This window comes from Janthinobacterium sp. GW821-FHT03C10 (assembly GCF_059420865.1).
Genome location: NZ_JBWKUN010000002.1, coordinates 555934 through 570626, shown reverse-complemented (window position 1 = coordinate 570626; position 14693 = coordinate 555934). Strand labels below are relative to the sequence as shown.

Annotated in this window: 13 protein-coding genes; all 13 read left to right on the top strand. The window is 64.5% G+C overall.

What is annotated here, in order from left to right; all coding sequences use genetic code 11:
- The first annotated feature begins 79 nt into the window (after window positions 1-79).
- The 13 genes from odhB to rpoS all read left to right on the top strand — a co-directional run bounded on the left by odhB (window position 80) and on the right by rpoS (window position 14684).
- The gene (odhB, locus tag AC07VH_RS10455) at window positions 80-1336 is read left to right on the top strand and encodes a 2-oxoglutarate dehydrogenase complex dihydrolipoyllysine-residue succinyltransferase (protein ID WP_070310020.1); all 1257 of its coding nucleotides are present in this window, start codon (window positions 80-82) and stop codon (window positions 1334-1336) included.
- Window positions 1337-1430: 94 nt separating this feature from the next.
- The gene (locus tag AC07VH_RS10450; RefSeq protein ID WP_326458843.1) at window positions 1431-1814 is read left to right on the top strand and encodes a PspC domain-containing protein; all 384 of its coding nucleotides are present in this window, start codon (window positions 1431-1433) and stop codon (window positions 1812-1814) included.
- Complete coding sequence (gene lpdA, locus AC07VH_RS10445) at window positions 1804-3234, top strand: dihydrolipoyl dehydrogenase (RefSeq protein ID WP_099400301.1); 1431 nt, start codon at window positions 1804-1806, stop codon at window positions 3232-3234. The genes AC07VH_RS10450 and lpdA overlap by 11 nt, the downstream gene beginning before the upstream one ends.
- 70 nt (window positions 3235-3304) lie before the next feature.
- A complete protein-coding gene (gene zapE / locus AC07VH_RS10440) occupies window positions 3305-4402 on the top strand; it encodes a cell division protein ZapE (RefSeq protein WP_494787407.1) in 1098 nt (365 codons plus the stop codon).
- 16 nt (window positions 4403-4418) lie between these two features.
- The gene (locus AC07VH_RS10435; protein ID WP_475415480.1) at window positions 4419-5138 is read left to right on the top strand and encodes a hypothetical protein; all 720 of its coding nucleotides are present in this window, start codon (window positions 4419-4421) and stop codon (window positions 5136-5138) included.
- A gap of 137 nt (window positions 5139-5275) precedes the next feature.
- Window positions 5276-5476 carry a YdcH family protein gene (locus AC07VH_RS10430; RefSeq protein WP_034752051.1) on the top strand — a complete coding sequence of 67 codons (201 nt, stop codon included), beginning with the start codon at window positions 5276-5278 and terminating at the stop codon, window positions 5474-5476.
- Between the two features lie 43 nt (window positions 5477-5519).
- Window positions 5520-7574: a DNA repair helicase YoaA gene (gene yoaA / locus AC07VH_RS10425; protein WP_494804024.1), complete on the top strand. Its 2055-nt coding sequence runs from the start codon at window positions 5520-5522 to the stop codon at window positions 7572-7574.
- 271 nt (window positions 7575-7845) lie between these two features.
- Window positions 7846-8451 (top strand): toll/interleukin-1 receptor domain-containing protein, encoded by a 606-nt coding sequence (locus tag AC07VH_RS10420; protein WP_489630795.1) that lies wholly within the window; start codon window positions 7846-7848, stop codon window positions 8449-8451.
- Window positions 8452-8470: 19 nt separating this feature from the next.
- Window positions 8471-10936, top strand: a complete 2466-nt coding sequence (locus AC07VH_RS10415) for a tetratricopeptide repeat protein (protein ID WP_489630250.1) — start codon at window positions 8471-8473, stop codon at window positions 10934-10936.
- Between the two features lie 94 nt (window positions 10937-11030).
- Window positions 11031-11768 (top strand): 5'/3'-nucleotidase SurE, encoded by a 738-nt coding sequence (gene surE, locus AC07VH_RS10410; protein WP_070290596.1) that lies wholly within the window; start codon window positions 11031-11033, stop codon window positions 11766-11768.
- A 9-nt stretch (window positions 11769-11777) separates the two neighbouring features.
- Window positions 11778-12668, top strand: a complete 891-nt coding sequence (locus AC07VH_RS10405) for a protein-L-isoaspartate(D-aspartate) O-methyltransferase (RefSeq protein ID WP_494787405.1) — start codon at window positions 11778-11780, stop codon at window positions 12666-12668.
- A gap of 58 nt (window positions 12669-12726) precedes the next feature.
- On the top strand, window positions 12727-13644 hold the full coding sequence (locus AC07VH_RS10400; RefSeq protein ID WP_475415475.1) for a peptidoglycan DD-metalloendopeptidase family protein: 918 nt from the start codon (window positions 12727-12729) through the stop codon (window positions 13642-13644).
- 8 nt (window positions 13645-13652) lie between these two features.
- Window positions 13653-14684 carry an RNA polymerase sigma factor RpoS gene (gene rpoS, locus AC07VH_RS10395; protein WP_475415474.1) on the top strand — a complete coding sequence of 344 codons (1032 nt, stop codon included), beginning with the start codon at window positions 13653-13655 and terminating at the stop codon, window positions 14682-14684.
- Window positions 14685-14693 lie beyond the last annotated feature (9 nt).

The following is a 14693-nucleotide window of genomic DNA, read 5'->3' as shown; positions in this document are numbered from 1 at the left end:
GCCTGATCAAGATGATGACGGAGCGCCGCCCTTGCTACGCAGGGGCGGCGCCGCAATAACAAAATAAACGGAGTTTTACATGGCACAAATCGAAGTCAAAGTTCCCCAGTTGTCGGAATCGGTTGCGGAAGCGACCCTGCTGGCATGGCACAAGAAAGTCGGCGAAGCAGTCGCGCGCGACGAAAACATGATCGACATCGAAACCGATAAAGTGGTGCTGGAACTGCCGGCGCCGGCCGCCGGCGTGATCGTGCAGATCATCAAGGATAACGGCGCCACCGTCGTTGCCGGCGAAGTCATCGCCATCATCGATACCGACGGTTCGGCCAAGGTCAGCCCGATGGAAGTGTCGGCCGTGCCTGCGCCAGCCCTGGCTGCCGCCGCGCAAGACACCGCCAGCGCTTCGGCGCCAGCTGCTGCGACCAAAGGCGATGTCGCCATGCCTGCCGCCGCCAAGATACTGTCCGAAAAAGGCCTGTCCGCCGGCGACGTCGCCGGTTCGGGCAAGGACGGCCGCGTGACCAAGGGCGACGCCCTGGCCGCTTCCGCCAAGCCAGCTGTCGCGCCGCTGGCGCCAGCCGCTGCCAAGCCAGCGCTGCAGCAAGTTGCCACGCCGTCGGCCGCCAGCCTGGGCGACCGCCCGGAAGAGCGCGTGCCGATGAGCCGCCTGCGCGCGCGTATCGCCGAGCGCCTGCTGCAATCGCAATCGACGAACGCCATCCTGACCACGTTCAACGAAGTGAACATGCAGCCGGTCATCGACCTGCGCAACAAGTACAAGGACAAGTTCGAGAAAGAGCACGGCGTCAAGCTGGGCTTCATGTCCTTCTTCGTCAAGGCCGCCGTCGCCGCCCTGAAAAAGTACCCGATCATCAATGCCTCCGTTGACGGCAACGACATCGTCTACCACGGCTACTTCGACATCGGCATCGCCGTCGGTTCGCCGCGCGGCCTGGTCGTGCCGATCATCCGCAACGCGGACCAGCTGTCGATCGCCGACATCGAGAAGAAAATCGGCGAATTCGGCGCGAAAGCCAAGGAAGGCAAGCTGACCCTGGACGACCTGACGGGCGGCACGTTCTCGATCTCGAACGGCGGCACCTTCGGCTCCATGCTGTCGACCCCGATCATCAACCCGCCGCAATCGGCCATCCTGGGCGTGCATGCGACCAAGGACCGTGCCGTTGTCGAAAACGGCCAGATCGTGGTGCGTCCGATGAACTACCTGGCCATGTCCTACGACCACCGCATCATCGACGGCCGCGAAGCCGTCCTGGGCCTGGTGGCGATGAAAGAAGCGCTGGAAGATCCTGCACGCCTGCTGCTGGACCTGTAAGCACTGTAGTCCCCCGGCTTAGCCGCCGGGGCAATGTAGCTGATACCCCTTGCCAGAAGACGCAGCTGGCTGATCTCAATGAAAGAGGATTCCCATGAACGTCTCTGAAGAAATCAAGCGTCTGCACGAGTTGCACCTGGCGGGCGCCCTGAGCGACGCGGAATTCGCGCAAGCGAAAGCCAAGCTCCTGAGCAATATCAACCTGGACAAGCCGGACAGCACGTCCGGCGCTGGCGCCGCCTCCGGCCCGTCGAACGACCTGGTGCAGGAATTCAACCGCCTGCGCCGCTCGCGCAACGACCGCTGGCTGGGCGGCGTCTGCGGCGGCCTGGGCCGCGCTTCCGGCATGGAAGCGTGGATCTGGCGCCTCGTCTTCGTCCTGTTTACATTGACCTTCGGCTTCGGCGTGGTGATTTACCTTCTATTGTGGATTTTCGTACCAGACGAAGAGATTGGAATAACAAAACATGAGTACTAAACAATTTGACGTAGTTGTCATCGGTGCGGGCCCTGGCGGCTACATCGCCGCCATCCGCGCAGCGCAGCTGGGCTTTTCCGTCGCTTGCGTCGACGAGTGGTCGAACGCCAAGGGCGGCGCCGCGCCTGGCGGTACCTGCACCAACGTCGGCTGCATCCCGTCGAAAGCGCTGCTGCAATCGTCCGAGCATTTCGAACACGCGGGCCACAGCTTCGCCGAGCACGGCATCGACGTCGCCGGCCTGAAGCTGAACCTGGGCCAGATGCTCAAGCGCAAGGACACCGTCGTCAAGCAAAACAACGACGGCATCCTGTATCTGTTCAAGAAGAACAAGATCGCCTTCTTCCACGGCCGCGCCGCTTTCGCTGCCGCCGCCGCTGGCACGTACGAGATCAGCGTGACGGGCGAAGCCAACGAAACCCTGAGCGCCAAGCACGTGGTCATCGCCACGGGCTCGAACGCGCGCGAACTGCCGGGCGCACCATTCGACGAGAAACTGATCCTGTCGAACACGGGCGCACTGGCCATCGACGCCGTACCCGCCAAGCTGGGCGTCATCGGTGCCGGCGTGATCGGCCTGGAAATGGGCAGCGTCTGGCGCCGCCTGGGTTCCGACGTCACCGTGCTGGAAGGCCTGCCGGTCTTCCTGGGCGCCGTCGACGAGCAGATCGCCAAGGAAGCGTCCAAGCTGTTCACCAAGCAAGGCTTGAAGATCAACCTCGGCTGCAAGATCGGTGCGATCACGCCGGGCAAGAAAGACGTCACCGTGGAATTCGTGGACGCCAAGGGCGAAGCGCAAAAAGCCGTGTTCGACAAGCTGATCATCTCGATCGGCCGCACGCCGAACACGAACGGCCTGGGTGCCGACAAGGTCGGCCTGCAGCTGGACGAGCGCGGCTTCATCGCCGTCGACGGCGACTGCAAGACCAACCTGCCGAACGTCTGGGCAGTGGGCGACGTCGTGCGCGGCCCGATGCTGGCGCACAAGGCCGAAGAAGAAGGCGTTGCCGTGGCCGAGCGTATCGCCGGCCAGCATGGCCACACCAACTTCAACACGATTCCTTGGGTGATCTACACCTCGCCGGAAATCGCGTGGGTCGGCAAGACCGAGCAAACCCTGAAGGCCGAAGGCATCGCCTACAAGGCCGGCACCTTCCCGTTCATGGCCAACGGCCGTGCGCGCGCGCTGGGCGACACCTCGGGCATGGTGAAATTCCTGGCCGATGCGACGACCGATGAAATCCTCGGCGTGCACATCGTCGGCCCGATGGCGTCCGAACTGATTTCCGAAGCCGTCGTGGCGATGGAATTCAAGGCCTCGGCCGAAGACATCGCGCGCATCTGCCACGCTCACCCATCGCTGTCCGAAGCGACCAAGGAAGCGGCACTGGCGGTTGACAAGCGTACCTTGAACTTTTAATTGTAGTTAGTCCAGCAGGGGCGCTCGCGGATTTTTTCCGCCGGCGCCCTTGTGCGTTAAAGCGAATCCCATGAACGTAGAAGAGTTCTACCAGCACGCGTTGCAGAAGCGTGATTTCAAGGCCGATGCCGCCCAGCGGCGCGCGGTCGACCGCCTGCAGCTGTGCTATGACGAGTGGGTGGCCTACAAGGGCCAGCGCTCGAGTACCTTCAAGCGCCTGCTGAACCGTCCCGCCGTGCCGAAAGGCGTGTACATGTGGGGTGGGGTGGGGCGCGGCAAATCGTTCCTGATGGATAGTTTTTACTCGGTCGTGCCCCTGGTGCGCAAGACGCGATTGCACTTCCACGAATTCATGCGCGGCGTGCACCAGCAGCTCGACGAATTGAAGGGCGTGGCCGACCCGCTCGACGAGGTGGCCAAGCGCATCGCCAAGAAATACCGCCTCATCTGTTTCGATGAATTCCACGTCTCCGACATCGCCGACGCGATGATCCTGTACAACCTGCTGTCGGCCCTGTTCGCCAATGGCGTGTCCTTCATCATGACCTCGAATTACGACCCCGACCTGCTGTATCCGGACGGCCTGCACCGCGACCGCATGCTGCCGACCATCGCGCTGCTGAAGGACAAGCTCGACGTGATGAACGTCGACGCGGGCGTCGATTACCGCGGCCGCGCGCTGGAACAGGTGGAAAGCTACTATACCCCGCTGGGCGCGGACACGGACCGGGCCCTGCGCGACGCCTACACGCGCATCGCCGAGACGGCCGACGAAGACGGGCGCATCCGCATCGAGAGCCGCGAAATCCACTGCCTGCGCCGAGCCGGCGGCATCATCTGGTTCGATTTCGCCACCCTGTGCGGCGGCCCCCGCTCGCAAAATGATTACCTGGAAATCGCCAGCCGCTTCCATACGGTGATATTGTCCGGCATACCGGCCATGTCGGCGGCGCAGTCGTCCGAGGCGCGCCGCTTTACGTGGCTGATCGACGTGTTTTACGACCAGAAGGTGAAGCTGATCATGTCGGCCGAAGTGGCGCCGGACCAGCTGTACACGAACGGCATGCTGGCCAACGAGTTTCACCGTACCGTTTCGCGTATCATCGAGATGCAATCGCGCGAATACATGGAAAAAGAACAGCGCGGCGCGGCCGACGCGATCGTTTGAGGCAGGGATAAGGAACATGATGGCAAATACACTATACAAGCTGGGTGCGGCGCTGGGCCTGGTCCTGGCGTTGTCCGCCTGCGCGCACCAGGGGGCCGCGGCGTTGGATGAGGTCGGCGCACCGCAGGTGCCCGCCACCTTGTCCGTGGAAGAGGCGGACGCCAAGCTGAAGCAGTCGGCCAGCGAGCGCGAAGCGGCGGAAAACGAGTTTGCCGCGCGCGAAGTCGAGTGCTACAACAAGTTTTTCGTGAATAATTGCCTCGACAAGGCCAAGGAAAAGCGCCGCCTGATCCTCGTGCGCCTGCGCGCCATCGACGCGGAAGCGAATTATTTCAAGCGCGCCGAGTCCGTGCGCCTGCGCGATATCGACCTGGCCAGGACGCAGGAAAGCGCGCGCCTCGACGCCGAGCAGCGGGCCGCGGCCGTGCCCAAGCCCGTGAAAGTGGTCACGCCCGATCCTGCTCCGCCCAAGCCGCAAGGCAAGAGCGTTGCCGAGCGCGAGGCTGAGCAAGCGGCGAAGGTGGCGAAACAAGCCGCCGACGATGCGGCCGAGGCGCCGCGCCGCGCGGCCCGCGAAGCAGCCTATGCGAAAAAACAGGCTGACGCAGTGGCGCGCCAGAAACGCGTGGCGCAACGCCTGGCCGAGCGCCAGGCCGAAGCGCAGGCCAAGGCCGCCAAGGCGGCCGCCGCTGCCGGCACGCCGGCTGCTGCCGTGCCGGTGCCGCCGGTCAAATAAGCCCGCCGCGTTAGGGCATGCCGGAAATGGCGTGCCCTAACGCGCGCGGCAGGTTAAACTATGCACTATGGCTGCCTGCGTACGCTGCGCGCGCCGGTTTAGCAACATTGTTACCAACACTGCCTGGAACGCAACACATGAGCGATGCACAGCAAATAGAGCGGCGCCTGATTGAACTCAACGTGGAACACCGTGACCTCGATGCCGTCATCGAGTTGCTGATACTCGATGGCCACCATGACGAGCTGCAGCTGCGCCGCCTGAAAAAGCGCAAATTGCAATTGAAGGATCACATCACCTTGCTGAAAATGCAGTTGGTGCCCGATGTTCCCGCCTGAGGGGCGCCAGTAGCGTCCAGTCCAGCCTTCACTTAAGTATATTTTGACCGATCACAATTTATTGCCAGTTAACCCGGATGGGCAGCCTGCCGATCCGCAAGCCAGTCTGCCAGCCGAACCGCAGGCGGCGCCTGGCAAGCACGATGCCGACATCGAGCGCCTGTTTGGCGCCGGCGGCCCGCTCGGTCCGGCCGTGGGCAGCTACAAGCCGCGCCGTTCGCAAACGGACATGGCCAAGGCCATCGCCAGCGCCATCGACAGCCAGACGACCCTGATCGCCGAGGCGGGCACGGGCACCGGCAAGACCTTCGCCTACCTGGTGCCGGCCCTGATGTGGGGCGGCAAGACTATTGTTTCCACCGGCACGAAGAACTTGCAGGATCAACTGTTCCTGCGCGATATCCCCACGGTGCGCGCCGCGCTGCAGGCGCCCGTCTCCGTCGCCTTGCTGAAGGGCCGCTCGAACTACGTCTGCCACTATCACTTGGAACGCACCCTGCAGAACGGGCGCATGACGTCGCGCGACGACGTGGGCCATCTGCGCGAAATCTCGCGCTTCATCAAGATGACCAGCTCGGGCGACAAGGCGGAACTGGCCAAGGTGCCGGAAAATGCCATGATCTGGAACCTGGTGACGTCCACGCGCGACACCTGCATGGGCGCCGAGTGCCAGTATTACCAGGATTGCTTCGTCATGAAGGCGCGCAAGGAAGCCCAGCAGGCCGACGTGGTGGTGGTCAATCACCATTTGTTCTTCGCCGACGTGGCCCTGAAAGACACGGGCGTGGCGGAATTGCTGCCTTCGGCCAATACCATCATCTTCGACGAGGCGCACCAGCTGCCCGACACGGCGACCTTATTCTTCGGTAACACGGTGTCGACCTCGCAAATCCTGGAACTGTGCCGCGACGTGCTGGCCGAGGGCCTCGCGCATGCGCGCGGCATCGACTGGGCGAAGACCGTCACGGTGGTGGAAAAGGCGGCGCGCGACCTGCGGTTGACGTTCCCGCAGGATATCGTGCGCCTGTCCTTGCCGCAGATCGCCCCGTCCAGCGATTTCTTTCCCGCGCTCGACACCCTCAAGGATGAGCTTGACGGCATGGTGGCCGTGCTGGAAACCCAGGCGGAACGGGCGGAGACGCTGGAGCAGTGCAGGGTGCGCGGCGTCGAGCTGGCGCAGCAGCTGAGCGGCTGGAAGTTCGACCCGAAGGCGAAAGTGGCGGCCGGCGAAGAAGCCGTGTTCTGGGTGGAAGCGTTTTCCAGCTCTTTGCAGTTACATAAAACACCATTGTCGATCGCGCCGATCTTCAACAACCAGCGCGAAGGCACGCCGCGCAGCTGGATATTCACGTCGGCCACCCTGGCCGTGAAGAACGATTTCAAGCATTTTTCCGAACAGATGGGCTTGACGGGCGAACCGTCGCATACGTGGCCGAGCCCGTTCGACTATGGCCAGCAGGGCTTGCTGTTCGTGCCGCAAAACCTGCCGCAGCCGAACGCGCTGGGCTACACGGACGCCGTCATCGACTGCGCCCTGCCCATCATCGAGGCGGCGGGCGGGCGCACCTTCTTCCTGTGCACCACCTTGCGCGCCGTGAAGCGGGCGGCCGAGCGCCTGGCCGACGAATTCAGGCAGCGCGGCCTGAACTTCCCCCTGTTTGTGCAGGGAGAAAAGGGCCGCACGGAATTGCTCGACCAGTTCCGCGCCGCCGGTAATGGCGTGCTGATCGGCAGCCAGAGCTTTTGGGAAGGCGTCGACGTGCGCGGCGATGCGCTGTCCCTGGTCATCATCGACAAGCTGCCGTTCGCGCCGCCGGACGACCCCGTGCTGGCCGCGCGCATCGAAGTGATGGAAAAGCAGGGCAAGAACGGCTTCATGCACCACTCGCTGCCGGAAGCCATCATCAACCTGAAGCAGGGTGCGGGACGGCTGATCCGCGACGAGGGCGACCGGGGCGTGCTGATGATCTGCGATCCGCGCCTCATTTCCAAGCCATACGGCAAGCGCATCTGGCAAAGCCTGCCGCCGTTCAAGCGCACGCGCGATACCGCCGAAGTGGTGGAGTTCTTCCGCAACCTGCCCGCCAAGGACGCTTAAGTCTTGCTCGCCGGCGCCAGTTGCGCGCCGGCATATTTCCCTTTGTTATCAAGCTCATGGCGTTTTCTACGCGCCGCGGGCCTGCGCGCCCGGCATGCCGGAAAGCGGCACGATCATGCTAGTTTCTGGTTTTTTCTCCCATGTCCAGGACGCCAGACACATCTTTGCGCCAGCGCAAACAGGGCTGTTGCCTGGCGGTCTACAGTGAACTCATGCCTTGCAGGATGAAGGCGCGGCGATGGCAGGGCCGCACGGGGAACAGGGGGATGCCATGGAGATCCGCTACGGCTGTTTCTTGAGCTACGCGCACGGCCAATATGCGTTCATGAACAAGTTCAAGAATGACCTCATCGAGGCGCTGGCGTGCTATCTGGAGCCGCACCTGGACCGCGAGGAAGTGCTGTTCATCGACAGCGAGCAATTGGGCGGCGGCGACGATATCGACCTGCGCGTGGCGCGCGCCATGTGCCAGAGCGTCTGCATGATCGTGCTGTACACGCCCAAATATGAAGCGCACGGCTATACGCGGCGCGAATTTGCCGCCATGCAGCTGATCGAGCAGGAGCGGCGCGCCTGGTATGAACTGCCCAGCCACCTGATCATCCCCATCATCATGACGCGCCATCCGGACGGCTTGCCGCCGCAAATTACGGAGTCGGGGCTGTACGTCGATTTTTCCGGCTACACGCTGGCCAGCGGCGACCTGAAGTCGAATCCGCAATACCTGCCCGACATCGAACGCATCGTGCAGCGCATCGCCACGCATTACCACTTGCTCAAGCGGTCAACACCGGCCGGTCACGATTGCAGCCGTTTCGTGTTGCCCGATATTCCACCGGAATGGCGCGCCATTCCGCCTCCCCACTTTCCACGTTAATCACGTAAAAGGTCCCGTCATGGAATGCCAACGCCTCTCCCTGCCACCTTTGAGCGCCCCTGGCGAAGTCGTCACCTTCTATTCCTACAAGGGCGGTACCGGCCGCACCATGGCCTTGTCGAACATCGCCGTACTGCTGGCGCGCCGTGAAAACGCCAGCGTGCCCGTGCTGATGCTGGACTGGGACATGGAGGCGCCGGGCCTGCACCATTATTTCGAACAGCACGAGGAGCGGCCCGGCGTGCTCGAATTCTTCGAGGCCTGCCGCCAGCAGATCGAACGCATCAGCCTGGAAACGGCGGGCGCGCGCGCCAGCGGGCAGGGCGCCGGCCGCGAGGATGCGGCGCTGGCCCAGCGCGTGCTCGACGCCATCGACTGGCAGCAGTACGTGGTGCGCGTCGACCAGGGCAGTCCCCTGTACCTGATGCGCGCGGGGCGCTTCGACGCCAGCTACAGCGAGCGCCTGGCGCAGATGCGCTGGGATCAGCTGTTCGACAGCTGCCCGGCCCTGTTCCGCTGCTTCGCCGATACCCTGGCCCAGCATTTCCGCTACGTGCTGGTCGATTCGCGCACGGGGCGCACGGACAGCGCCGGCATCTGCACCACCTTGCTGCCGAAAAAGCTGGTGGTGGTCTTCACGCCGAACCGGCAAAGCCTGGAAGGCGTCGACGCGCTCGTCACGCGGGCCATCGAGTACCGCCGCAGCCATGAAGACGAACAGCGCCCGCTGCTCGTGTACCCCTTGCCTTCGCGCATAGAAATGGGCGACGGGGCGCAGCGCGCCGAGTGGCGCCGCGGCGACGCGCACAAGGGCATCGCCGGCTTCCAGCCCATGTTCGAGCGCCTGCTGCGCACGTCCTACGGCTTGCCGCAGATCGCCCTCGACAGCTATTTCGACGAAGTCCAGCTGCAGCAGACGAAAACCTTTGCCTATGGCGAGCAGCTGGCCGTGCGCATCGACCAGGGCGGCGACCGCTTTTCCCTCACGCGCACCTTCGAAGCCTTTTTGCACTGGTTGACGGGCGGCTACTTTCCCTGGCAGTCGAGCCGTGAAATCGCCTTGCTCGGCGCCATCAGCGAAGCGCGCCAGGCCTTGCAGCTGGAACCTGGCCGCGCCGTGGCCCTGCCGCTGGCGCGCGACCTGGCCCGCCTGGGCGAGCTGTACCGCAAGGACGGGCGCAGCGCGCAGGCGCTCGACGCCTTCCGCCAGAGCGTCGAGATCCGCGTGCGTCTGCTGGGCGAGGAGCATCCGGACAGCCTGGCGTGCAAGAGCGGCATGGCGCGCCTGCTGCGCCAGCTGGGCAAGCTCGATGAAGCCCGCTTCCTGGAAGAAGACGTGCTCGACGTGCGCGAGCGCGTGCTGGGCAGCGAGCATCCCGACACCCTGTCTGCCCGCGCCTGCCTGGCGAAAACCCTGTTGCTGCAGGGCGAGCTGGCGGCGGCGCTGCTGCTGCAGGATACGGTGCTGGCAAGCTACGCGCGCCAGCTGGGCGGCGAGCATCCGCTGACCCTGGAAGCGATGGATGGCCGTGCCGCCACCTTGCTGCGCATGGGCAGGCTGGCGCAGGCGCGGCAATTGCTGGGCACGGTGGTGGCGGCGCGCGAGCGCCTGTTTGGCGCCGAGCATGGCGATACCTTGCGCAGCAAGCTGGCCCTGGCACAGGCGCTGGGCCGCGAAGGCGACCTGGAGGGTGCGCGGCGCCTGCTTTCCGCCGTGCTGCAGGTGCAGGAGCGGCGCCTGGGCGTCGACCATGCGGCCACCCTGTCCACGCGCGATTTGCTGGCCGACATCGTGGCCGGGCAGGGCGACTGGGCCGGCGCGCGCCAGCTGCATGAAGACCAGGTGGCGGCGCGCGAGCGCACGCAGGGGCTCGACCATCCGGAAACCCTGATGAGCCAGCGCAAGCTGGCCGAGGCGCTGCTGCGGCGCGGCGAGCTCGATGCGGCGCGCAGCGTGCAGGAGCAGGTGCTGGAAGTGCATGCGCGCCTGCTGGGCGAAGACCACCTCGATACCTTGCACAGCAAGAAGCAACTGGCCGGCACCCTGCAGCAGCAGGGCGACAGCGAGGCGGCGCGCCTGCTGGAAGATGCCGTGCTCAGCGGCAGCGACCGGCTGTTGAATGCGCCCGTCACGGGGCATGCGGACAGCGTGCTCGACGGCGCGCGGCATTTGCAGGAAACCATCCTGGCCGGCCGCGCCAATGAACAGGATGCGGCCGAGCCGGACATCCTGGCCAGCATGATCTCTATGCTGCAAGGCATGATCGAGCGGGAACAGTATCCGCAGGCGGGCGAACTGGCCGAACATCTGAAGTCTTGCCTGCTGCGCCCGGGCGTGCCGGGCAAGCTGCGCAGGCGCGGCATGGCGCAGCTGAAAAGAATGTACAAGTTGCAAGGCGACCTGAATGCCTTGCTGGCCCTGCAGGAGGATGAAGTGCAGGCGCTGGAAGGGGCGTTGTCGGAAGCGCGCATCGAGCAGCGCTGAGCTTGCGTGCCATGTCAGCGCGGCGGCACAAAAAATGCTGCCTGTCGGCGTGCGGCACGCGCAGTGTTGGCAATGCTTCAGGTAAAATCTCGTTATGAGAATCCTTATCAGTAACGACGACGGTTACCTGGCGCCTGGCCTGGCGGCCCTGGCCGACGCGCTCGCGCCCATTGCCGACATCGTGGTGGTGGCGCCCGACAGCAACCGTTCGGGCGCGTCCAATTCGCTGTCGCTGGACCGGCCCTTGTCCGTGCACAAGGCCGCCAACGGCTTTTATTTTGTCAACGGCACGCCCACCGACTGCGTGCACGTGGCGCTGACGGGCATGCTCATCGAGCGCCCCGACCTGGTGGTCTCCGGCATCAACAACGGTCCCAACATGGGTGACGACACCCTGTATTCGGGCACCGTGGCCGCCGCCACGGAAGGCTATCTGTTCGGCATTCCCGCCATCGCCTTTTCCCAGTCGCAGTTCGGCTGGGCCAACCTGGACGCGGCCGCCCGCGTGGCGCGGGAAATCGTCGAGCGCCAGTTCGACGCCCTGCAGAAACCGTATCTGCTGAACGTGAATATCCCCGCCATTCCTTATGAACAATTGCAAGGCATGGCGGCCACGCGCCTGGGCAAGCGCCATTCGGCCGAGCCCGTGATCCGCGCGCTCGACCCGCGTGGCCGCGAAATCTTCTGGATCGGCCCGGCCGGCGCCGCCAAGGAAGGCGGCCCGGGCACGGATTTCCATGCCGTTGAACATGGACAAGTATCGATCACGCCGTTGCAGATCGACCTGACCCATACCACCCAACTCGATGCACTGGCAAAAGGCCTGGCATGACCGCTCACTATGACTGACAAGCCGCGTACCTTCCCCCTTTCCCTCGATTCGCTGGCCGGCAAGCCCGCCAGGCAGGGCGGGGGGCAGTCGCTGGCCCAGTCCCGGATCGCCACGCCGCAGACGGCCACGCAGAATGCGGCGCAAAACGCGGCGCGCGGCGTGGCGCAGCCATATGGCGCGCACGCGGCCATCGCGCCGTCGCGCGCCCAGGCCATCGCCAATGAGCGGGCGCAGCCGGCCGTGGTGTCGCCGCCGCGGCAAAACCCGCTCGTCTCGGAAGCCGTGCGCCGGGCCATGGTGGCGCGTGTGGCGAAACAGGGCGTCAAGGACCAGGTGGTGCTCGACGCCATGCAAGCCGTGCCGCGCCACATGTTCATGGACGAGGCGCTGGCGTCGCAGGCCTACATCGATGCCTCCTTGCCGATCGGCCACCACCAGACCATCTCGCAGCCGTATATCGTCGCGCGCATGATCGAAGTGATGCGCCAGGGCGGCAGCTTGCAGCGCGTGCTGGAAATCGGCACGGGTTGCGGCTACCAGGCGGCGGTGCTGGCGCTGGTGGCGAAGGAAGTGTATTCGATCGAGCGCATCCGGCCCCTGCACGAGCTGGCGAAGGCCAATCTGCGTCCGCTGCGCGTGTCGAATCTGCGCTTGCAGTACGGAGATGGTATGCTTGGCCTGCCGCAGGCGGCGCCCTTCGACGGGATCATCCTTGCCGCAGCCGGCCTGGAAGTCCCGCAAGCCTTGCTGGAACAGCTGGCGCCCGGCGGGCGTCTGGTTGCGCCGGTGGGGGCTAAATTGCAACACTTGCAACTCATTACCCGGGTAGGGAAGATGGAATGGACCAGCCAGACCCTGGAAGATTGCCATTTCGTGCCTTTGCGCCCGGGCACCATATGATCCCCGGATCAGCTAGCAGGCAGGACCTGAATATACATGCGAATGATGAAGAAAACGAATGATTAAGAAAAACAATGTACTCCTCTGCAGCCTTGCGCTGGCCGCCCTGTTGAGCGGTTGCGGCACCACGGGCGTCCAGGCGCCCGTCGTCGAGCGCCATCCATCGAGCAGCAGCGCCGCCGCCAGCGATCCGCGCGACCGCGATCCGGCCTATTACACGGTCAAGCGCGGCGACACCCTGTTGCGCATCGCCCTGGAGCACGGCCAGAATTACCGCGACCTGGTGGCCTGGAACGACTTGAGCAACCCGAACGACATCAAGGTCGACCAGGTATTGCGCGTGCTGCCGCCGACTGGCGACGCGGGCGGCGCGCAGACGTCGGCCATCGTCATGCCGCCGGTGACGGAAGTCAAGCCGGCCGCGCCTGTCGTGCCGAAGAAAACGGGCCCGCGCGGCGAGAAGCGCGCGTATTCCGACGCCACCCTGGCCGAGCTGCGCGCCGATGGCGGCAGCAGCGACGCGAAACCCGCGCCAGCGCCGGCAGCCGCCGTCGCCGCCGCACCGGCCGCCGCGGCGGCATCCCCTGCGGCATCGGCGCCTGGCGACGACAAGATCAGCTGGATGTGGCCTTCCGAAGGCAAGGTCATCGGCACTTTCGACGAAGGCAAGAACAAGGGCGTCGATATCGCCGGCAAGGCGGGCCAGCAGGTGGTGGCCGCCGGCGCGGGAAAAGTCATGTATGCCGGGAGCGGAATCCGTGGTTATGGTAATCTTGTCATCGTGAAGCACAGTAATAGTTTATTGTCGGCATATGCGCATAACCGCAGCATCCTGGTGAAGGAAGGGCAGAACGTCAACAAAGGCCAGGCCATCGCCGAAATGGGCGATTCCGATGCCGACCGAGTGAAGCTGCACTTTGAAATCCGCCAGCAGGGCAAGCCTGTCGACCCTTCGAAATTCCTGCCTAACCGTTAGGTAAAGCAATGACACACGCGCCGCACGACCAGCTGGACGATGACCCGGAACTGCCGGAAGACGGGGCAGACGAAGTCGTGACGGACGATGCCGGCGAACTCGACGGCATTGACGCCGTCGAGGCGGGCGAGGGCGGCGAAGTGGCCAGCGTCAGCGTGCTGGTCGAAAGTGTCGATGAATTGAAGAAAGTGCTGGCGGCCGAACTGTCGACCGATACTACGCAGCATTACCTGAACCAGATCGGCACGCGGCCATTGCTGACGGCCGCGCAAGAGGTGCATTACGCCACCCTGGCCAAGCAGGGCAATTTCGAAGCCCGGCAAACCATGATCGAGCACAACCTGCGCCTGGTCGTGTCGATCGCCAAGCATTACATCAACCGCGGCGTGGTCCTGCTCGACATGATCGAAGAGGGCAACATCGGCCTGATGCGGGCCATCGACAAGTTCGAGCCCGAGCGCGGTTTCCGTTTCTCCACCTACGCCACCTGGTGGATACGCCAGAGCATCGAGCGCGCCATCATGAACCAGGCGCGCACGGTGCGCCTGCCCGTGCACATGGTGCGCGAACTGAACCAGATCCTGCGCGGAAAATACCACCTGGAAGCCCAGCACCACGACGGCAAGGATGCCACCGCGGAAGACATCGCCCACCTGGTGGGCCGCCCCGTGGAAGAAGTGCAGGATATCCTGGCCCTGTCCGAGCACGCCACCTCGCTCGATGCGCCGCTCGACAACGACCCGCAGTCGTCGCTGATGGACATGCTGCCGGGCGCCAGCGAAGACAGCCCCGACGCGCGCGCGGAACACCATGAAATGACGGTGCTGGTGCGCGACTGGCTGACCAAGCTGCCCGACAAGCAGCGCGTCGTCATCATGCGCCGTTTCGGCCTCGACAACGACGATCCGGCCACCCTGGAAACCCTGGCCGAGGAAATGGGCGTGACGCGCGAGCGCGTGCGCCAGATCCAGCAGGAAGCGCTGATTAAACTGAAGCGCGCCATGGCGGCACGCGGCGTCGTGCGCGACTCCCTGCTGTAGCGTGCCCGA